Raw genomic sequence first — 19,842 nt, 5'->3', positions numbered from 1 at the left:
ATCCGGCGCGGCCCCCTGCTCCCCGATGCCAGTGGCTCCCGAACCCCGGCGCCGCCGGCCCCACCGATGCCCGAAACCCGTGCGGCAGCGGCTAATCAGACGTTTCGGAGATTCGCGCGGTTGAGCATGTCCCGCACCGCCAGATGGCTGAACAGCATGCTGGTCCCGATCGGGTTGCCGCCGCCGGGATACGCCTCGCCGCTGGGCGCGGCCATCGTGTTGCCGGCCGCATACAGTCCGGGGATCGGCCTGCCGGAGGTGTCGAGCACCCGGGCCGCGGTGTCGGTGCGCAACCCGCCCTTGGTGCCCAGGTCGGAGATGCCGAACGCCGCGGCGTGGAACGGCGGTTTGTCGATCGGCACCAGCGGCGCCGCGCCCGCAGAGAATGCGCGGTCGAAACCCTCGTCGCCCCGGCCGAAGTCCTGGTCGACGCCGGCGGCGGCGAATTCGTTGAACCGGGCCACCGTCGCCTCGAGTCGACCGGCCGGCACGCCGATCTTGCCGGCGAGTTCCTCGAGGGTGTCGGCCGTGTGCCACAGCCCGGCCTTACGGTACTTTTCGGCCTCCACGATGGCGACGTTGGCGGCCTTGACCGGCGGCACCTCGCCTTCCCTGTCGTCGTAGATCATCCAGTACGGCAACGTGATCGACCCGTCCTGCAGCAAGGCGATGATCTCGCGGCCGGCCCGGTCGTAGGCCCTGGATTCGTTGACGAACCGGTTGCCGTCCTGGTTGACGAAGATGCCGCCGGTGAACCACAACGCGAAGGCCGAACGACCGTCGGGGTGCGTCATGCCCGGCGACCACCAGGCCTGATCCAGCAGATCAGTGTCCGCACCGGCAGCGATGCCAGCCAGGTGCGCCAGGCCGCGACTTCCCGGCCCACCCATGGTGTCTCGCGCCACGCCGGGCACGCCGAATTCGCGGCGCAGCTTGTCGTTGCTCTCAAAACCGCCGGCCGCCAACAACACTCCGAGGCGGGCGCGGATGGCTTTGCGCTTGCCGTTGCTTTCGACCATCGCTCCCGTCACGGCGCCGTCCGACACGACCAGCTCGACCAGGGCGGTCTCGCGCCGCAGCGACGCACCGGGGTACTGCGCGATGGCAGTGAGGAACCGGGCGATCAGCGCGCGGCCCCCGACGTAGTAGTCGGCCGGCGTTTCGGCGCCGAGCCGGTCGGTGTCGAGCGGCCCGCGGATCACCTCACGCAGTGCGGGGGCGGCGGCCACCTTCAGCGGCTTCACCGCGATGTGCCGCTGGCCGTCCAACCGCGCCTTGGGCGCTTTGCCGTAGTAGTCGGGCCAGGGCAGCGGCACGAATTTCAGGTTCGGATCGCGCTCGAGGTACTCGATCAGCGGGGCGCCGCCGCGCACGAACGTCTCCTGCAGTTCGCGGGGAGTGCGGTCACCGACCACCGCGTGGTAGTAGGTCAGCGCGTCGTCGATGGTGTCGTCGGTGCCTGCGCGAAGCAGTACCGGGTTGCACGGGAACCACACCCCGCCGCCGCCTGAGTAGGCCGTGGTGCCGCCGAACTTGTCGGTCGCCTCGACCAGCAGCACGTCGAGTCCTTCGCGGGCCGCGGTGTAGGCGCCGGTAACACCCCCGCCACCGGACCCGGCGACCAGCACGTCGTGTTCTTCGGCCCAATCGACCACCGCCGCCACGAGCGGAGACTACCTCGCCGCTAAGCTCGTGACCCATGACCAGCGTTACCGACCACACCGCAGAACCCGCCGAGGAGCACACGATCGACATCCACACCACGGCGGGCAAGCTGGCGGAACTGCACAAGCGCCGAGAAGAGTCGCTGCATCCCGTCGGCGAAACCGCCGTCGACAAGGTGCACGCCAAGGGCAAGCTAACCGCCCGCGAACGTATCTACGCCCTGCTCGACGAGGACTCGTTCGTCGAGCTCGACGCGCTGGCCCGGCATCGCAGCACCAACTTCGGGTTGGAAAGCAACCGGCCGCTGGGCGACGGCGTGGTCACCGGCTACGGCACCATCGACGGCCGCGACGTGTGCGTCTTCAGCCAGGACGCCACGGTGTTCGGCGGCAGCCTGGGCGAGGTTTACGGCGAGAAGATCGTCAAGGTGCAGGAGCTGGCGATCAAGACCGGTCGTCCGCTGATCGGCATCAACGACGGTGCCGGCGCGCGCATCCAGGAGGGCGTCGTCTCGCTGGGCCTCTACAGCAAGATCTTCCGCAACAACATCCTGGCCTCGGGCGTCATCCCGCAGATCTCCCTGATCATGGGCGCGGCCGCCGGCGGACACGTCTACTCCCCCGCGCTGACCGACTTCGTGATCATGGTCGACCAGACCAGCCAGATGTTCATCACCGGCCCCGACGTCATCAAGACGGTGACCGGTGAGGACGTCACCATGGAGGAACTCGGCGGCGCGCACACCCACATGGCCAAGTCGGGCACGTTGCACTACGTCGCATCCGGCGAGCAGGACGCCTTCGACTGGGTCCGCGACCTGTTGAGCTACCTGCCGCCCAACAACTTCACCGACGCCCCGCGCGACCCCGTACCCGTGCCCGAGGGCGCGATCGAGGACAACCTCACCGAAGAGGACCTCGAACTGGACACGCTGATCCCCGACTCGCCCAACCAGCCCTACGACATGCACGAAGTGATTGTCCGCATCCTCGACGACGACGAGTTCCTGGAAATCCAGGCCGGTTACGCCCAGAACATCGTGGTCGGATTCGGGCGTATCGACGGGCGGCCGGTGGGCATCGTCGCCAACCAGCCCACCCAGTTCGCCGGCTGCCTGGACATCAACGCCTCGGAGAAGGCGGCCCGGTTCGTGCGGACCTGCGACTGCTTCAACATCCCGATCGTCATGCTGGTCGACGTCCCGGGCTTCCTGCCCGGCACCGGCCAGGAATACAACGGCATCATCCGCCGCGGCGCCAAGTTGCTCTACGCCTACGGCGAGGCCACCGTCCCGAAGATCACCGTCATCACCCGCAAGGCCTACGGCGGCGCCTATTGCGTCATGGGTTCCAAAGACATGGGCTGCGACGTCAACCTGGCCTGGCCGACCGCGCAGATCGCGGTGATGGGCGCCTCCGGCGCCGTCGGCTTCGTCTACCGCAAGCAGCTGTCCGAGGCCGCCAAGGAGGGCAAGGAAGTCGACGAGCTCCGCCTGCAGTTGCAGCAGGAGTACGAGGACACGTTGGTCAACCCCTACGTCGCCGCCGAACGCGGATACGTCGATGCGGTCATCCCGCCGTCACACACCCGTGGCTATGTCGGCACGGCGCTGCGGCTGCTGGAACGCAAGATCGCCCATCTGCCGCCGAAGAAGCACGGGAACGTGCCGCTGTGAGCACTGCGAGCACTGTGAGTGAGGAAACTGCGTGAACGAACCCCACATCCAGATCCTCAGGGGCCGACCCACCGATGAGGAGCTCGCCGCGCTGGTCGCGGTGCTGGGCGGAGCGTCCGGCGGCGCGGCCCAGTCCGGACTGACCGAGAGCAGCCGCTGGGGGTTGCCGGTGGACAAGCTGCGCTACGCGATTTCCAACTATCAACGGGTCACCCTGCAGGAACGGATACACATGCGCCGATGACCCGCGCCGACGACGATGATGCCGGCTTGGAGTTTCGAGCCGGGATCGAGGAGCGGCGCCGATGACCCGCGTGGTACTCGGGTCCGCCTCGCCCGGTCGACTCAAGGTCCTCCGCCAGGCCGGCATCGACCCGTTAGTCAGGGTCTCCGGCGTCGACGAGGATCTGGTCGCAGCGGGCCTGGGGTCCGATGCGCGGCCCGCCGACGTGGTGCGTGCCCTGGCCCAGGCCAAGGCCGCGCAGGTGACCGGCACGCTCTCCAGCCCGAACAGCATCGTCGCATCCGATTGCGTGGTCATCGGCTGTGATTCGATGCTCGAGCTCGACGGTCGGCTGTGCGGTAAGCCCGCATCGATCGACGAGGCCCGCCGGCAGTGGCAGGCCATGGCGGGCCGCGCCGGCCAGCTCTACACCGGCCACTGCGTCGTCCGCCTGCGGGACGACGTGATCGTCTTCCGGGATACCGAAACATCAATCACCACAGTGCATTTCGGCACGCCATCGCCCGAGGATCTGGAGGCCTACCTGGACAGCGGCGAATCGTTGAGCGTGGCGGGCGGATTCACCTTGGACGGCCTGGGCGGCTGGTTCATCGACCGCGTCGACGGAGACCCGTCCGCCGTGATCGGCCTCGGTTTGCCGGTGACGCGTTCGCTGCTCAGCCGCGCCGGGCTGTCGATGGCGGCGCTGTGGGCAGCCAATCCGCTCAGCTAAGCCAGATGGGTAGGCTTTAAGGCGTGCCGCTACCGCCCGATCCAAGCCCAACCCTGTCGGCCTACGCCCACCCCGAACGGCTCGTGACCGCCGACTGGTTGTCAGCCCATCTGGGCACGCCCGGCCTGGTCATCGCCGAGTCCGACGAGGACGTCCTGCTGTACGACGTCGGCCACATCCCCACAGCGGTCAAGATCGACTGGCACACCGACCTCAACGACCCGCTAGTCCGCGACTACATCAACGGCGAGCAGTTCGCCGACCTGATGAACCGCAAAGGCATCGCCCGCGACGACACCGTGGTGATCTACGGCGACAAGAACAACTGGTGGGCGGCGTATGCGCTGTGGGTCTTCACGCTGTTCGGCCATCCCGACGTTCGGCTGCTCAACGGCGGCCGCGACCTCTGGCTGTCCGAACGCCGGGACACCACCCTGGAGGTCCCGTCCAGGACATCCGCCGGCTACCCCGTCGTACAGCGCAACGATGCCCCGATCCGCGCGTTCAAGGACGATGTGCTGTCCGGCCTGGGCAGCCAGCCGTTGGTCGACGTGCGCTCACCCGACGAGTACACCGGCAAGCGCACCCACATGCCCGACTATCCGGAAGAGGGCGCGCTGCGGGCCGGCCACATCCCCACCGCCAGGTCGATCCCGTGGGCCAAAGCCGCCGACGAGGCCGGCCGCTTCCGCAGCCGCGAAGAGCTGGACGAGCTCTACGGATTCATAACCCCGGACGACCGGAGCATCGTGTATTGCCGCATCGGAGAGCGCTCCAGCCACACCTGGTTCGTGCTCACCCACTTGCTGGGCAAGCCCGGCGTGCGCAACTACGACGGGTCGTGGACCGAGTGGGGCAACACCGTGCGCGCGCCGATCGTCGCGGGTGAAAGCCCCGGCGTTGTATCCCCGTGATGAGCTTGCCCGCCCCGTTGGCCGAGGTGGTGTCCGACTTCGCCGAAGTCCAGGGCCAGGACAAGCTCAAGCTGCTGCTGGAGTTCGCCACTGAATTACCGGCCCTGCCGGCTCAATTGACAGAGGCGGCGATGGAGCCGGTGCCCGAATGCCAGTCCCCGCTGTTCCTGCACGTCGATGCCAGCGACCCGAGCCGGGTGCGGCTGCATTTCAGCGCGCCTGCCGAAGCCCCGACCACCCGGGGGTTCGCCTCGATCCTGGCCGCCGGCTTGGACGAGCAACCCGCCGCCGACATCTTGGCCGTGCCCGACGACTTCTATACCGACCTGGGCCTGGCCGCTCTGATCAGCCCCCTTCGGCTGCGGGGCATGTCGGCCATGCTGGCCCGGATCAAACGTCGACTGCGCGAGTCCGGCCGCCAAACCCGGTGAGTGGAGCCGGGTTATACCGCCGACGGCGCGCCGCATAAACTTCCCCCGACAAGACTTGTAAGAAATTCTCTTAAAGAGACATTTTCGACAGAGACGCAAAGACGTCCAGTCCCACAGGAGGCGCAGTGGCCAGTCACGCCAGCTCGAGGATCTCGAAGGTTCTGGTCGCCAATCGCGGCGAGATCGCGGTACGGGTGATCCGGGCGGCCCGCGACGCGGGCCTGCCCAGCGTGGCGGTCTACGCCGAACCCGACGCCGAGGCTCCGCACGTGGCGCTGGCCGACGAGGCGTTCGCCCTTGGGGGCCAGACTTCGGCGGAATCGTACCTGGACTTCGGCAAGCTCCTGGACGCCGCGGCCAAGTCCGGCGCCAACGCCGTTCATCCCGGCTACGGCTTCCTGTCGGAGAACGCCGATTTCGCCCAGGCGGTCCTCGATGCGGGCCTGATCTGGATCGGGCCCAGCCCGCAGTCGATCCGTGACCTCGGCGACAAGGTGACCGCCCGCCACATCGCCGCCCGCGCGCAGGCCCCGCTGGTGCCCGGCACTCCCGACCCGGTGAAGAACGCCGACGAGGTCGTCGCCTTTGCCGAGGAGTACGGCGTGCCGATCGCGATCAAGGCCGCCTTCGGCGGCGGGGGCCGCGGCATGAAGGTGGCCCGTACCCTCGAGGAGATCCCCGAACTGTTCGACTCGGCCACCCGCGAGGCCGTCGCCGCATTCGGCCGCGGGGAGTGCTTCGTGGAGCGCTACCTGGACAAGCCCCGTCACGTCGAGGCGCAGGTGATCGCCGACCAGCACGGCAACGTGATCGTCGCAGGCACCCGGGACTGCTCGCTGCAGCGCCGCTTCCAGAAGCTGGTCGAAGAGGCGCCGGCGCCGTTCCTAACCGACGCGCAGCGCAAAGAGATCCACGAATCCGCCAAACGGATCTGCAAAGAGGCCCACTACTACGGCGCCGGGACCGTCGAATACCTCGTGGGTCAGGACGGCCTGATCTCCTTCCTGGAGGTCAACACCCGGCTGCAGGTGGAGCACCCGGTCACCGAGGAGACCGCGGGCATCGACCTGGTGTTGCAGCAGTTCAAGATCGCCAACGGCGAGAAGCTCGACATCACCGAGGACCCCACCCCGCGCGGGCACGCCATCGAGTTTCGGATCAACGGCGAGGACGCCGGGCGCGGCTTCCTGCCCGCCCCCGGACCGGTAACCAAGTTCCACCCGCCCAGCGGCCCCGGCGTGCGGATGGACTCCGGCGTCGAGAGCGGTTCGGTGATCGGCGGTCAGTTCGATTCGATGCTGGCCAAGCTGATCGTCTACGGCGCAGACCGCAACGAGGCCCTGGCCCGCGCCCGCCGCGCCCTGGACGAATTCCAGGTCGAAGGCCTGGCCACGGTCATCCCGTTCCACCGCGCGGTGGTGTCCGACCCGGCATTCATCGGAGACGAGAACGGCTTCACGGTGCACACCCGCTGGATCGAGACCGAATGGGACAACACCATCGAACCGTTCACCGGCGGCGAACCCCTTGACGAAGACGAGACCCGGCCACGGCAGAAAGTGGTGGTCGAGGTCGGCGGAAGGCGGCTCGAGGTTTCGCTGCCCGGCGACCTGGCACTGTCCAACGGCTCGCCCGACGCGGTGGGCGTCGTGCGCAAGAAGCCCAAGCCACGCAAGCGGGGCTCACATGCGGGCGCGGCGGCCTCCGGGGACGCGGTGACCGCACCCATGCAGGGCACCGTGGTCAAGGTCGCGGTCGAAGAGGGACAGGAAGTCTCCGCCGGCGATCTGGTGGTGGTCCTCGAGGCGATGAAGATGGAGAACCCGGTCACCGCGCACAAGGACGGCACCATCACCGGATTGGCCGTCGAGCCCGGTGCCGCGATCACCCAGGGCACGGTGCTCGCCGAGATCAAGTAGCGACGTCTGGGCGAACTTCCTGTGAATCAGCTCGAATTACGTTGTCGGCTCCGTGCGCCACGGGTAGGGTTCAAGACAGGTTGAGTTCACAGCCGCCCGAAAGACGCCCTGGGAATTACGTCCGGGTCCGCGGCAAGGCGAGCTTCCTGTCGTGAACTTCTGACGCATCGTCGACGTAACCCTTACAGCGCGTGTTCGTCGACTGATGGAGTCGCCGATGTCTCTTACTCATTCCTGGCAGAAGAGCCGGACCGCTCAGTTCAGCGCTCGCGTGGGGCCTTCGGGTGTCGTCATCGCCGCGCACGGAGAACTGGACGCTGCCAACGCAAACCAGCTCGCCGACTATGTCGAGCGCTGGGTTCGCCCTACCGCGCGCCTGACGCTGGATTTACGAGGCCTGGAATTCATTGGTACAGCTGGCTTTTCGACGCTGCACCGGATCAATGTGGTGTGTTCGAACGCCGGTTCGCACTGGTCGATGATGCCGGGCCGGGTGGTGTCCCGATTGCTGCGCGTCTGCGATCCGGAAGGCACCTTGCCGATCACAGCGACCGCGGGAGAGGTGTTCACCGAGCCGGTACCCACCGACGGCGAGCCTCCGGCCACCCCGGCCCTACTCCAACTGGTCCCGCAGCCGCGTTAGCGATTTTGCCAACAGTCGGGACACGTGCATCTGTGAGATGCCCACCCGCTCGGCGATCTGCGTTTGCGTCATCGAATCGAAGAACCTGAGCACCAACACCATTCGCTCACGCTCGGGCAAGGCCTCCAGTAGCGGGCGGAGCGCTTCGCGGTTCTCGATCCGGTCCAGGCCGGTGTCGACGTCGCCCAGGGTGTCAGCGATCGCGCGGGCGTCGTCGTCCTCGCTGCCGCCACCGCTTTCGATGGACAAGGTGTTGTACGAGCTGCCCGCGACCAGGCCCTCGACCACCTCGGCGCGGTCCATGCCCAGTTCAACGGCGAGCTCCGATGCCGTCGGCGCGCGGCCCAACCGCTGCGACAGATCGGCGGTGGCCGCGCCGAGTCGCAAGTGCAATTCCTTGAGCCGCCGCGGAACCTTGACCGACCAGCTGTTGTCGCGGAAGTGACGACGGACCTCGCCCATGATGGTGGGAACGGCGAAAGAGACGAAATCCGAACCTGTTTCGACATCGAAGCGGGCCACCGCGTTCACCAGTCCGACTCGCGCGACCTGAACCAGGTCGTCACGCGGCTCACCACGGCCCTCGAAGCGCCTGGCGATATGATCGGCCAGCGGCAGGCACCTCTCGACGATCTTGTCCCGGTGGCGCACGAAATCCGTTGAGTCGGCTGCGAATCCAGCCAACTCACGAAACATCTCCGGCACATCGGCGTACTCGTTTGGACGAGATGAACCGGCGTCAGCTCGGGAAGTCACCGGCTGGTGGCCGCCCGTCTCGCCGTCAAAGTGATGCCGAAAACACTGCCGGTTTCATCGGGCTCACGGCCGTCGTGGAAGGTCTGCACATCGTCGGCCAGCGAAGTCAGGACGTGCCAGCTGAAGCTGCCCGGTGTCAGCACGTCGTGGGTGTCGCACGCGGCGGAAGCCTCGACGATCAAATCGTCGTCCGACGGGTCGACGACAACCACCAACGTCGCATCCGGTGTGGCCGAGCGGATCAGGCGGGTGCACACCTCGTCCACCGCGAGCCGCAAATCGGCGACCGCGTCGAAATCGAGATCCTCGAACGTGCCGATCGCACCCACCAGCGTGCGCAGCACCGCCAGATTCTCCAAGCGCGCAGCAACATGCAACTCCACGGCTCGGTGGCTCCGTTGGCGCTTGTTAGCGCGTGATTCCGCATCGGTCATGTGCTCTCCCGGCAATATCCGCGTGACATTACCCTCTCCACCCCTGACCTGATGCGTACGTTCGAGCCGGTTAGTCATGCTCGCCGCCGGATAGCCACCCGCGATGGACGAGTCTGACCGTGCGGAAGCAATCCGGACGCGCCGCCTTTAGCGCATGACGCTGAATGCCGCGATTACGTCGACCGTTCTCGTCGTGATCGCGGTAGGGATTTATGTCGGTGCTTTCGTGGTTCTGTCCCCCATGATGGGGTGACAACGCTGACGCAAGACTGTCGGTACTCATCATGGTCTAAGCCTGATACCCACTCAGCGGGGAAATACAACCCAGGCACCCAAGTTTTCCGACCGGCGCTTACCGCGACCGGCCATCCCACCGCCCGACCCCGAAACGCGCTGGCCTAACTGGCCAAACGCTGCCTGCGGACCTCGGGATGCTCGGCGTACCAGCGTTCGGCGATCCCGCGGACCCGCCGGTGCTCGACGGCAAGCCAGGCAAGACCAACCAGCGCGACCGCGATTGCGGCCACACCAGAGGTCATGCCCTGCGCATAATGTCCGGTGCCGAAGGCGGCAAGACTTCCAACCGCACCGACGACGCCCGCGACAACCAGGAGATAACCGGGCCAGTGCAGCACGTCGATCAGTGATTCGCCGGCAAGGGGCCGTGTCGTCCGTAGATGGTCGACTGGGTCACGATAGGTGTCACCCATGGCTTCCTCCGTTTCCCTGCCTTTTCGGTCCGCTAACCAGGCATTACCAATAACGGTAGAACTCACGGAAGGCGTTGTGGAGGGATAAGGCCAATTACTTTGCACGTTCGCGGCGCTTTCGCGGCGCTCACGCATTAGGCCGTCGCAGAAATTCAGAGCGACAGCACCAGGCCGGCGATCGGCGCGACGCCGAGCGAGAGCGTCACGGCCATCAGCGTCAGCAGGAACCAGCCGGCCCCGTGCCATCCCCACCAGGTCCCCGCATCCCGCCATACCCGGTACGTGCGGTAGAACGCCCAGAGTCCGGCGATTAACAAGATGACGGGACCCCCGAAGCCCAGCAGCGTGCGTTCCGGTGGGCCGCAGGCCACGGTGTCGACGCTGGTGCCCCCGCAGGTGCTGACCCAGACCGCGGCCAGGATGAGAAAGCCGACACCGGCCAGCGCCGCTACGACGGCAAACCGAATGGCGGCACGGACCTCGTTGTCGTCCTGCCCCAAGTGGTCACCGGGAGGTCGCGCACCCAGCTCTTGCATCCTCCGACCTCATATATCGCGCAGTGTTTCAGGTTCTTTTGTGGATTATCGTCGGCCACGTCGTTTTAGTTACCGAGGCGCTTTTGTTACGAAGTTATGGGATTGCCCGGCAATAGCCAGGACAAACCCGTCAAACGCCGGCAAGCGAGCTCAAATCGCGCTCGGATGTGCGCGGCAAGTTGAACGCACACATCAGGCGTGGCCATCACTTGTTAACTCGTGAGTAGTATCTGTCACATGGCACCAGCGCGGAGGCGGCTATCCCCCGAGGATCGACGCGCTGAGTTGCTGGCCCTGGGGGCAGAGGTCTTCGGGAAGCGGCCCTACGACGAAGTCCGCATCGACGAGATCGCGGAGCGCGCCGGGGTGTCGCGCGCTTTGATGTATCACTACTTTCCCGATAAGCGGGCCTTCTTCGCGGCGGTCGTCAAGGACGAGGCCGACCGGTTGTATGAGGTGACCCAGAACCTCCCGCCCACCGGCCTGACCATGTACGAAGAGGTGCGGATCGGTGTGTTGGGCTACATGGCCTACCACCAGCAGAACCCCGAGGCCGCGTGGGCCGCGTACGTCGGCCTTGGGCGGTCCGACCCGGTTCTGTTGGGCATCGACGACGAGGCCAAGAACCGCCAGATGGAACACATCATGAAGCGCATCAACGATGTGGTGAGCGATGTGGACGCGAAGCTGGAACCGCTTGTCGAGCGGGATCTGCGGGTCATCATTCACGGCTGGCTCGCCTTCACCTTCGAGCTGTGCCGGCAGCGCATCATGGACCCCACCACGGACGCCGAACGGCTCGCCGACGCGTGCGCACACACGTTGCTGGACTCGATCGCGCGGGTTCCCGAGATCCCGCACGGACTGGCCGAGGCGATGGCGAGTGCGCGGGACGTACCCCAGAGGTAACTTGTCGGTCCCCGTTGGCACCATGGCCAGGTGAGCACCGCATCGTCTGCAGCGCTGGGCCGGTTCAGCGCGATCACCCGGGAGTGGTTCGCCGGCACCTTCGCCGCCCCCACCACCGCGCAGGCCAGCGCGTGGAACGCGATCGCGGCGGGCGACAACACGTTGGTCATCGCGCCCACCGGCTCGGGCAAGACGTTGGCCGCGTTTTTGTGGGCGCTAGACAACCTGGCAAGCGCCCCCGATCGGCCCGCGGGCACCCGCGTGCTCTATGTGTCACCGCTGAAGGCCCTGGCCGTCGACATCGAGCGCAACCTGCGCACCCCGCTGGCCGGGCTCACCCGGATCGCCGAGCGCGGCGGGCTGCCCGTGCCGGACATCAGCGTCGGGGTGCGATCCGGGGACACCCCGCCCACGCTGCGCCGCCAGCTCATCGCCCAGCCACCCGACGTGCTGATCACCACCCCGGAGTCGCTGTTTCTCATGCTGACCTCGGCCGCCCGCGAGACCCTGGCCGGCGTCCAGACGGTGATCGTCGACGAGATTCACGCCATCGCGGCCGGCAAGCGCGGCGCACACCTGGCGCTGTCTTTGGAGCGGCTGGACGACCTGCGGGCGGGGCGGCCGGCGCAGCGCATCGGGTTGTCGGCGACCGTGCGTCCGCCCGAGGAACTCGCGCGGTTTCTGTCCGGTCGGTCGCCGACGACCATCGTGGCCCCCCCGGCCGCCAAAACCCTCGAGCTCACCGTGCAGGTGCCGGTGCCCGACATGGCCAACCTGACCAACAACACCATCTGGCCCGATGTCGAAGCGCGCCTGGTCGACCTGATCGAAGAGCACCGCTCCACCATCGTGTTCGCCAACTCACGCCGGCTGGCCGAGCGACTTACCGCGCGGCTCAACGAGATTCACGCCGAGCGTTGCGGCATCGAGTTGTCACCGGCGGCCAACCCGCAGGTGGGCGGCGGGGCACCGGCCCACATCATGGGCAGTGGCCAGACCTTCGGTGCGCCCCCGCTGCTGGCGCGCGCGCATCACGGCTCGGTCAGCAAGGAGCAGCGCGCCGTGGTCGAAGAAGACCTGAAAAGCGGCCGGCTCAGGGCGGTGGTGGCGACCTCGAGCCTGGAGCTGGGCATCGACATGGGCGCGGTCGATCTGGTGATCCAGGTGGAGGCTCCGCCGTCGGTGGCCAGCGGCCTGCAGCGCATCGGGCGGGCGGGACATCAGGTCGGTGAGGTGTCGCGGGGGGTGCTGTTCCCCAAACACCGCACCGATTTGATCGGCTGCGCGGTCAGCGTGCAGCGGATGCTCGCCGGGCAGATCGAGACCATGCGGGTGCCCACCAATCCGCTCGACATCCTGGCCCAGCACACCGTTGCCGCGGCCGCGCTGGAGCCGCTGGACGCCGACCGGTGGTTCGACACGGTGCGCCGCAGCGCCCCGTTCGCGACGCTGCCGCGCAGCGTGTACGAGGCCACCCTGGACCTGCTGTCGGGCAAGTACCCCTCCACCGAATTCGCCGAGCTGCGCCCGCGACTGGTCTACGACCGCGATAGCGGGACCCTGTCCGCGCGCCCCGGCGCGCAGCGGCTGGCCGTCACCTCCGGCGGCGCCATTCCCGATCGCGGGATGTTTACCGTCTATCTGGCTACCGATTCCGAAAAGCCCTCGCGCGTAGGGGAACTCGACGAGGAAATGGTGTACGAGTCGCGGCCGGGCGACGTGATCTCGCTGGGGGCTACTAGCTGGCGGATCGTCGAGATCACCCACGACCGGGTGCTGGTCATTCCCGCGCCGGGTCAGCCGGCCCGGTTGCCGTTCTGGCGCGGCGACGACGTCGGCCGACCGGCCGAACTCGGCCGCGCACTGGGCGAGTTCACCGGCCAACTCGCCCGCCTGGGCCGCGAGGCATTCGACAAGCGTTGTGCCGCTTTGGGTTTCGATGCTTACGGGCGCGACAACCTGTGGGTGCTGCTGGACGAGCAGCGCACCGCCACCGGGGCGATTCCCACGGACGCCACGCTGGTGGTCGAGCGGTTCCGCGACGAGCTGGGTGACTGGCGGGTGATCCTGCATTCGCCGTACGGATTGCGGGTGCACGGTCCGCTGGCGCTGGCGGTGGCCCGGCGCCTCCGGGAACGCCACGGCATCGACGACAAGCCGACCGCCTCCGACGACGGCATCGTGGTGCGGCTGCCCGACACCGAGTTTTCCGGCGGGGAGGGTGCCCCGCCCGGTGCCGAGCTGTTCGTCTTTGACGCCGACGAGGTTGACCCCATCGTCACCGCCGAGGTGGGCGCTTCGGCGTTGTTCGCCTCGCGGTTCCGGGAGTGCGCGGCCCGTGCGCTGCTGTTGCCGCGCCGGCACCCCGGCAAACGCTCGCCCTTGTGGCACCAGCGCCAGCGCGCCGCCCAGCTGCTGGACGTGGCCCGGAAGTATCCGGACTTCCCGATCGTGCTGGAGACGATTCGCGAATGCCTGCAGGACGTCTACGACGTCCCGGCGCTCACCGAGTTGATGGCCGGCATCGCCCAGCGCCGGGTGCGGGTGATCGAGACGGAAACCGCAAGACCGTCTCCCTTTGCGGCGTCACTGTTGTTCGGCTACGTCGGCGCGTTCATGTACGAGGGCGATTCGCCACTGGCCGAGCGCCGCGCGGCGGCACTCTCGCTGGACAGCACGCTGCTGGCCGAGCTGCTCGGCCGGGTGGAACTGCGCGAACTGCTCGACCCCGACGTCATCGCCGCCACCGGGCGCCAGCTACAGCACCTCGCAGACGACCGGCTCGCCCGCGACGCGGAAGCGGTCGCCGATCTGCTGCGGCTGTTGGGGCCGTTAACTGAAGACGAGATAGCCGCCCGCGCAAGAGTTTCCGATGTTGGTGGTTGGCTCGAAGGTCTGCGCGCCGCCCGGCGCGCGCTAACGGTGTCGTTCGCCGCCCGCAGCTGGTGGGTGGCCGTCGAGGACATCGGCCGGCTGCGCGACGGGGTCGGCGCGGCGGTTCCGGTGGGGTTGCCGTCCAGCTTCACCGAGGAGGTCGCCGACCCGCTCGGCGACCTGCTCGGTCGCTACGCGCGCACCCACACCCCGTTCAGCACCGCCGAGGCCGCCGCCCGGTTCGGCCTCGGGCTGCGGGTCACCGCCGACGTGCTGGGCCGGCTGGCCAGCGATGGCCGGCTGGTGCGCGGCGATTTCGTCGCCGGGATCCCGACTGCGGCCGGCGGCGAACAGTGGTGTGACGCAGATGTTTTGCGCATTTTGCGGCGCCGATCGTTGGCGGCGCTGCGGGCTCAGGTCGAGCCCGTGAGCACCGCCGCCTACGCGCGGTTCCTGCCCGCCTGGCACCACGTGGGCACCACCGGGCCGTCGAGCTATGCGGGTGTGGACGGGCTGGCCGCCGTCATCGACCAGCTCGCCGGCGCCCGCATCCCGGCCTCGGCGATCGAACCGTTGGTGCTGGCACCGCGGATCCGGGACTACTCTCCCGCGCTGCTCGACGAGTTGCTCGCCACCGGCGAGGTCACCTGGTCTGGCGTTGGGTCGATCTCGGGCAGCGACGGCTGGGTCGCGCTGCACCTGGCCGACTCGGCACCGCTGACACTGGCCGCACCGGCCGAGATCGAATTAACCGACGCGCACCGGGCGATACTGCAGACACTGGCCGGGGGCGGGGCCTACTTCTTCCGCCAGCTCGCGCAGGACGGATTCGCTGAGACAGAACTCAAAAACGCGCTGTGGGAACTGATTTGGGCCGGCTGGGTCACCGGTGACACCTTCGCGCCGGTGCGCGGGCGGCTGGGCGGCGGCGGTGCACGTAAACGCTCGACCGCCGCGCCGCGTCGCCGCCCGCCACGCCTGAGCCGATACAGCGTCGCCCACGCCCAGTCCCGCAGCATCGATCCGACGGTGGCCGGCCGGTGGTCGGCGCTGCCGATGCCAGAGCCCGATTCCACCGTGCGCGCCCACTACCAAGCCGAGCTGCTATTGAACCGCTACGGCGTACTGACCAAAGGCGCGGTCGCGGCCGAGGGGGTCCCGGGCGGATTTGCCACGCTCTACAAGGTGCTCAGCACGTTCGAGGACGCGGGCAGGTGTCAGCGGGGCTATTTCGTCGAGTCGCTGGGCGGCGCCCAGTTCGCCGTCGCGTCGACCGTCGACCGGCTGCGCAGCTACTCCGACGGAATCGACCCGGAGCGGCCCGAATACCGGGCCGTCGCGCTGGCCGCCGCCGACCCCGCCAATCCGTACGGCGCGGCGCTGCCCTGGCCCGGGGCGGGAGGTGACGGCGCGGCGCGGCCGGGCCGCAAAGCCGGCGCGCTGGTCGTCTTGGTGGACGGCGAGCTGGCCTGGTTCCTCGAGCGCGGCGGGCGCTCGCTGCTCACCTTCACCGACGACCCCGCCGCCGACCACGCGGCGGCCGGCGCACTGGCCGACCTGGTCGCCGCCCGGCGCCTGGCCTCGATTCTCGTCGAGCGCGTCGACGGCATGGCCATCCTGCGACCCGGCGAGCCGGGTGTGGTGGCCGACGCACTCGCCGACGCCGGTTTCGTCCGCACCCCGCGCGGGTTGCGGCTGCGGTGAACCATGCCCGAAGGTGACACCGTCTGGCACACGGCGGCCACGCTGCGCGAGCATCTGGCCGGCCGGACGCTGACCCGCTGCGACGTGCGGGTACCACGGTTTGCCACCGTCGACCTGACCGGGCAGGCAGTCGACCAGGTGTTCAGTCGGGGCAAGCATCTGTTCATCCGCGTCGGGCCGGCCAGCATCCACTCGCATCTGAAAATGGACGGCAGCTGGCGGGTCGGCACCCGCGCGACACGGGTGGATCACCGTGCACGAATCATCCTGGAAGCCAACGGTATCCGCGCTGTCGGCGTCGACCTGGGGGTACTGCAGATCCTGGACCGCGACCAGGACGACGCCGTCGTGGCGCACCTTGGACCCGATCTGTTGGGCGAGGACTGGGACCCCGCGCTTGCCGTGGCCAACCTGACCGCACAGCCGGACCGGCCCATCGCCGAAGCCCTGCTCGACCAACGGGTCCTGGCCGGGATCGGCAACGTTTACTGCAACGAATTGTGCTTTGTCAGCGGACATCTACCGACCGCGCCGATCGGGGCGGTCGGCAACCCGCGGCGTCTGGTCGCCCGGGCCCGAGACATGCTGTGGGCCAACCGGTTCCGCTGGAACCGCAGCACCACCGGCGACACCCGGGCGGGCCGGCAGCTATGGGTGTACGGGCGGGCCGGCCAGCCGTGCCGCCGCTGCGGCACACCGATCGACTACGACGGCAGCGGCGAGCGGGTCAGGTATTGGTGTCCGGCCTGCCAAGCCTGAACGGTCCCGGCTCGGCACATGCGACCGGTCCGGCGGTGCCGGGTGCATGCGATGATCGTCACAAATGAGGACCGTCCGCGTGCGCTCGCACGGCACAGTGCGATCACTGCTGGCCGGGCTTTTCGCGGCGGTCGCGCTGTTGGGTCTCGCGGCGGTGACCGGCCCGGCCGCCCGCGCCGACCACACCGATGACGCGTTCCTCGCCGCGATCACGGCCAAGGGCATCAATTTCGGCTCACCGCAAACCGCCCTCACCGCCGCGCACGAGGTTTGCGACGAACTCGGGCACGGCAGATCGACTGCCGAGATCGCGGCCGAAGTGATGCAAAACAGCGACCTGTCCGGCTACCTCGCGGGGTATTTTGTCGGCGCCAGCATCGCCGCGTACTGCCCGAATTATGCTTCGTGACTTCGTAACAACAACGTCATCTACGCTGCACGCCATCCGAGACAACTGCCGATAGACTCCGTCAAACCACTATTCACGGAGAGCCATAGTGATACCGAAATTGGCGTTCGGCGCCGCGATTACGTTCGTTGTTGCCGTGGGTGTTGCGGCTCCGGCCGGTGCCGACCCCAGCGTGTTCGGCAACCTCAGCTGCAGTTGCGACCAGGCCAACAGGGTCTCCAACAGCGGGCCGGGCGACGACGTGACCAGAGGAGTCCAGAACGGTCTCGCCGACCTGCAAGGCGTGCACCGCTAGCGGTAGCCGGCCCTCATCCCGCGGAGGGCGGTCGGGGCATCACCGTTCCCTTGAGTTCCGCGCCGATCGCGATGTCTTCGTACTTCGTCTGCTTCCGCTTGCGCCAACCGCTGCCCGCCGAGATCGGCGGCGGCATCAGCGGCGGCATGGGGAAGCCGGAGTCGACGGCGGTGAGCGGAGTTGCCGACGACGCGAGTTGGACCGGCGTCTGCGTCGCGGGCAACAGCCCCACGACGGCAGGCGGCGCCGTCAGCTTGCCGACCGTCACGCCGACGCCCATCGCCGCCGTCGGCGCCGACATACCGCCTCTGATCGCAGCGGACAAATTAGCCGTCGAAGCTCCCAGTGCGGACTCCCCTTCCGACAGGCCCGCGCCAATGTCACCCAACCCCTGGAACGCCTGCGCCTGGGTGTTCTGGGCCAGGTAGCTGAGCAGATTGATCGGGAAGCCGGACGAGATGAACTGGTTGGCGTAGGTGTTCGCCAGTCCGAAATAGCCGCTGTTGGGGTCCGGGAAGCCGATAAGCGACGTTATCTCAGAGATCGCGTCCGAGACCGGGTCCGCCGGGGTGGCGGCGGCCGATGTCGCACTGCTCTGGCCGGCCGTCCCTGTCGCGCTGGTGATCGACGGCGGGGACGTGAACGGGGACAACGTCGTGGCCTGCGCCGAGGCCGCCTGATAGCGATCCATCACCGCGGAGTTGTTCGCCCACATGCTCTGGTATTCGTCTTCGGTCTGGGCGATGGCCGGAAGATTGCTCCCGAACCGGTTGGTGGCCAACAGCTGAGCCAACCGCGTCCTGTTCGCGGTGACCGCCGAGACGGGAACCACCGCCGCACTGGCGGAGGCGAATGCCGCCGCCGCGTCCTGGAGCGACGCGGCTGTCTGCTGGCATTGCTGTGCGGTGCTGCGCATCCAGGCGACGTAGGGGTCGACCGCCGCGACCATCGCCGCCGCCGAGGGACCCTGCCAGACCCCGGACAGCGGCCCCACCACCCCCGCATAGATGCCGGCGGTATCGTCCAGGCTGGTACCGAGCCCCTGCCACGCACCGGAAGCCTCGATCAGTGGTTCAGCACCGGGCCCCGAGTGGATCAGCGCGGCAATGACCTCGGGCGGCAAAGAAGTGAACTCCATGAGAGCTAATTTTGACGGCCATCGGAAAATTTTTGGAACTTTCGGTTTACAAACTTGAAACCAGCCCTCGAACATTGCGCGCCAGGCGACGCCGCAAGTTTAGCCACGTCCGTGTGTCAGGAAAAATTGGGCGATGACTTGCGACGCGTCGAAAGTGACGGTGGTGGGCCCGATGATGGCCTTCGGCAGATACTGCTTGCCGCCCGGCCACGTGTGACCACCGTTTTCGATTCGGTAGAAAACCACTTCGGTGGAGGCCGCGCACGCCGTGGAATCGAACCGGCGCACGGTGGTCCCGTCTCCGACGTCCGGCAGCTGCTGGGCCACCGGATCGCCCTGGCAGCCGTCGGCCGCACGCCACTGGTCCACCATGCTGGTCGCCGAGATGGAGTGGCTGACCCCGCCACGACCGTGCACGTCTCCGCCGTTGAACGGCACCACCGCATCCGCGGTCCCGTGCGACTCCAGCACGGACACCTCGCGGGAGGGATGACAGGCCGCACCCACTCCGAGCGTGCCCGCGACGGGCGCGATCGCGGCGAACACGTCGGCGCGATCACACGCCAGCCGGTTGGACATGAAGCCCCCGTTTGACAGGCCGGTGGCGAAGACGTGTCCGGCGGGCACGCCAAGATCGTTCTGCAGCTTGCCCACCAGCGCGACCAGGAATCCGACGTCGTCGACATGGCGGCGGTCCGCCGGCGAGGCCCCCCTGCCGTCGGCCCAGCTGTTGTCGTATCCGTCGGGGTAGACCACCGCGAGGTTGCCGGTGTCGGCGACGGCGTCGAAGTCCGTCAGATCCTCCTGCCCGGTGCCGGTGCCCCCGCCACCGTGCAGGTTGAGCACCAGGCCCACGGGCGGGCCGGGCGGCACATGCACGGTGTAGGTCCGGTTCAGGCCGCCGAACGCAAAAGTGCCGGCCTGGTCCCGGGCCGCGGCTTGCACCCGATGCGCCCCACACCCGGTCAGGCAGCACACCAGGACGATCGACGACAGCAGTCGCGCCCGGGGCATGTCGTCAAATTACCGCTCGCACTGTCGGATTGACGAGAGTGACCGGCAACCCGGGTGGATCTCGTAGGAACTGCCCGAGTCGTTGTCCTCCTACCCGGGGC

19 protein-coding genes are annotated in these 19,842 nt (G+C 67.9%); 12 read left to right on the top strand and 7 right to left on the bottom strand.

Annotated features, from left to right (window positions below):
* Positions 1-95: 95 nt before the first annotated feature.
* Positions 96-1,664, bottom strand: a complete 1,569-nt coding sequence (locus tag JO236_RS13980) for an FAD-binding protein (protein WP_293331034.1) — start codon at positions 1,662-1,664, stop codon at positions 96-98.
* A gap of 35 nt (positions 1,665-1,699) precedes the next feature.
* Between JO236_RS13980 and JO236_RS13975 the strand changes: the two genes are divergently transcribed.
* The 7 genes from JO236_RS13975 (at position 1,700) to JO236_RS13945 (ending at position 8,203) form a co-directional block, all read left to right on the top strand.
* A complete protein-coding gene (locus JO236_RS13975; protein ID WP_293331031.1) occupies positions 1,700-3,340 on the top strand; it encodes an acyl-CoA carboxylase subunit beta in 1,641 nt (546 codons plus the stop codon).
* Positions 3,341-3,371: 31 nt separating this feature from the next.
* Positions 3,372-3,584: an acyl-CoA carboxylase subunit epsilon gene (locus tag JO236_RS13970; RefSeq protein WP_323802159.1), complete on the top strand. Its 213-nt coding sequence runs from the start codon at positions 3,372-3,374 to the stop codon at positions 3,582-3,584.
* 61 nt (positions 3,585-3,645) lie between these two features.
* Positions 3,646-4,296, top strand: coding sequence for a Maf family protein (locus JO236_RS13965; RefSeq protein WP_293331028.1), 651 nt, complete (start codon positions 3,646-3,648; stop codon positions 4,294-4,296).
* Positions 4,297-4,319: 23 nt separating this feature from the next.
* The gene (locus tag JO236_RS13960) at positions 4,320-5,210 is read left to right on the top strand and encodes a sulfurtransferase (RefSeq protein WP_293331025.1); all 891 of its coding nucleotides are present in this window, start codon (positions 4,320-4,322) and stop codon (positions 5,208-5,210) included.
* Complete coding sequence (locus JO236_RS13955; protein ID WP_293331022.1) at positions 5,210-5,641, top strand: SufE family protein; 432 nt, start codon at positions 5,210-5,212, stop codon at positions 5,639-5,641. Before JO236_RS13960 ends, JO236_RS13955 begins: the two co-directional genes overlap by 1 nt.
* Positions 5,642-5,766: 125 nt before the next feature.
* Positions 5,767-7,560 (top strand): acetyl/propionyl/methylcrotonyl-CoA carboxylase subunit alpha, encoded by a 1,794-nt coding sequence (locus JO236_RS13950; RefSeq protein WP_293331019.1) that lies wholly within the window; start codon positions 5,767-5,769, stop codon positions 7,558-7,560.
* Positions 7,561-7,765: 205 nt separating this feature from the next.
* Positions 7,766-8,203, top strand: a complete 438-nt coding sequence (locus JO236_RS13945) for an STAS domain-containing protein (RefSeq protein ID WP_293331016.1) — start codon at positions 7,766-7,768, stop codon at positions 8,201-8,203.
* Here the strand turns inward: JO236_RS13945 and JO236_RS13940 are convergent.
* The 4 genes from JO236_RS13940 to JO236_RS13925 form a co-directional block, all read right to left on the bottom strand.
* A complete protein-coding gene (locus JO236_RS13940) occupies positions 8,174-8,959 on the bottom strand; it encodes an RNA polymerase sigma factor SigF (RefSeq protein ID WP_293331013.1) in 786 nt (261 codons plus the stop codon). The genes JO236_RS13945 and JO236_RS13940 overlap by 30 nt on opposite strands.
* Positions 8,956-9,393: an anti-sigma factor gene (locus tag JO236_RS13935; RefSeq protein ID WP_293331010.1), complete on the bottom strand. Its 438-nt coding sequence runs from the start codon at positions 9,391-9,393 to the stop codon at positions 8,956-8,958. The genes JO236_RS13940 and JO236_RS13935 overlap by 4 nt, the downstream gene beginning before the upstream one ends.
* A 398-nt stretch (positions 9,394-9,791) precedes the next feature.
* Positions 9,792-10,103, bottom strand: a complete 312-nt coding sequence (usfY, locus tag JO236_RS13930; protein ID WP_293331007.1) for a protein UsfY — start codon at positions 10,101-10,103, stop codon at positions 9,792-9,794.
* Between the two features lie 152 nt (positions 10,104-10,255).
* On the bottom strand, positions 10,256-10,639 hold the full coding sequence (locus JO236_RS13925; RefSeq protein WP_293331004.1) for a hypothetical protein: 384 nt from the start codon (positions 10,637-10,639) through the stop codon (positions 10,256-10,258).
* A gap of 237 nt (positions 10,640-10,876) precedes the next feature.
* Between JO236_RS13925 and JO236_RS13920 the strand changes: the two genes are divergently transcribed.
* The 5 genes from JO236_RS13920 (at position 10,877) to JO236_RS13900 (ending at position 17,589) form a co-directional block, all read left to right on the top strand.
* Positions 10,877-11,548, top strand: a complete 672-nt coding sequence (locus JO236_RS13920) for a TetR/AcrR family transcriptional regulator (protein ID WP_293331001.1) — start codon at positions 10,877-10,879, stop codon at positions 11,546-11,548.
* 30 nt (positions 11,549-11,578) lie between these two features.
* A complete protein-coding gene (locus JO236_RS13915) occupies positions 11,579-16,126 on the top strand; it encodes an ATP-dependent helicase (protein WP_293330998.1) in 4,548 nt (1,515 codons plus the stop codon).
* Between the two features lie 3 nt (positions 16,127-16,129).
* The gene (gene nei2, locus JO236_RS13910; protein WP_293330995.1) at positions 16,130-16,885 is read left to right on the top strand and encodes an endonuclease VIII Nei2; all 756 of its coding nucleotides are present in this window, start codon (positions 16,130-16,132) and stop codon (positions 16,883-16,885) included.
* A 64-nt stretch (positions 16,886-16,949) separates the two neighbouring features.
* Positions 16,950-17,294, top strand: coding sequence for a DUF732 domain-containing protein (locus tag JO236_RS13905; RefSeq protein ID WP_293330992.1), 345 nt, complete (start codon positions 16,950-16,952; stop codon positions 17,292-17,294).
* Between the two features lie 88 nt (positions 17,295-17,382).
* Complete coding sequence (locus tag JO236_RS13900) at positions 17,383-17,589, top strand: hypothetical protein (RefSeq protein WP_293330989.1); 207 nt, start codon at positions 17,383-17,385, stop codon at positions 17,587-17,589.
* A 13-nt stretch (positions 17,590-17,602) separates the two neighbouring features.
* Here the strand turns inward: JO236_RS13900 and JO236_RS13895 are convergent, their stop codons facing one another.
* Complete coding sequence (locus tag JO236_RS13895; RefSeq protein ID WP_293330986.1) at positions 17,603-18,727, bottom strand: PPE family protein; 1,125 nt, start codon at positions 18,725-18,727, stop codon at positions 17,603-17,605.
* 99 nt (positions 18,728-18,826) lie between these two features.
* Complete coding sequence (locus JO236_RS13890) at positions 18,827-19,741, bottom strand: alpha/beta hydrolase family esterase (protein ID WP_293330983.1); 915 nt, start codon at positions 19,739-19,741, stop codon at positions 18,827-18,829.
* Positions 19,742-19,842 lie beyond the last annotated feature (101 nt).

The sequence above is a fragment of the Mycobacterium sp. genome (assembly GCF_019247635.1).
Classification (GTDB): domain Bacteria; phylum Actinomycetota; class Actinomycetes; order Mycobacteriales; family Mycobacteriaceae; genus Mycobacterium.
Note: the sequence above shows the minus strand (reverse complement) of the source record. Positions and strands in the feature narration are given on the sequence as shown.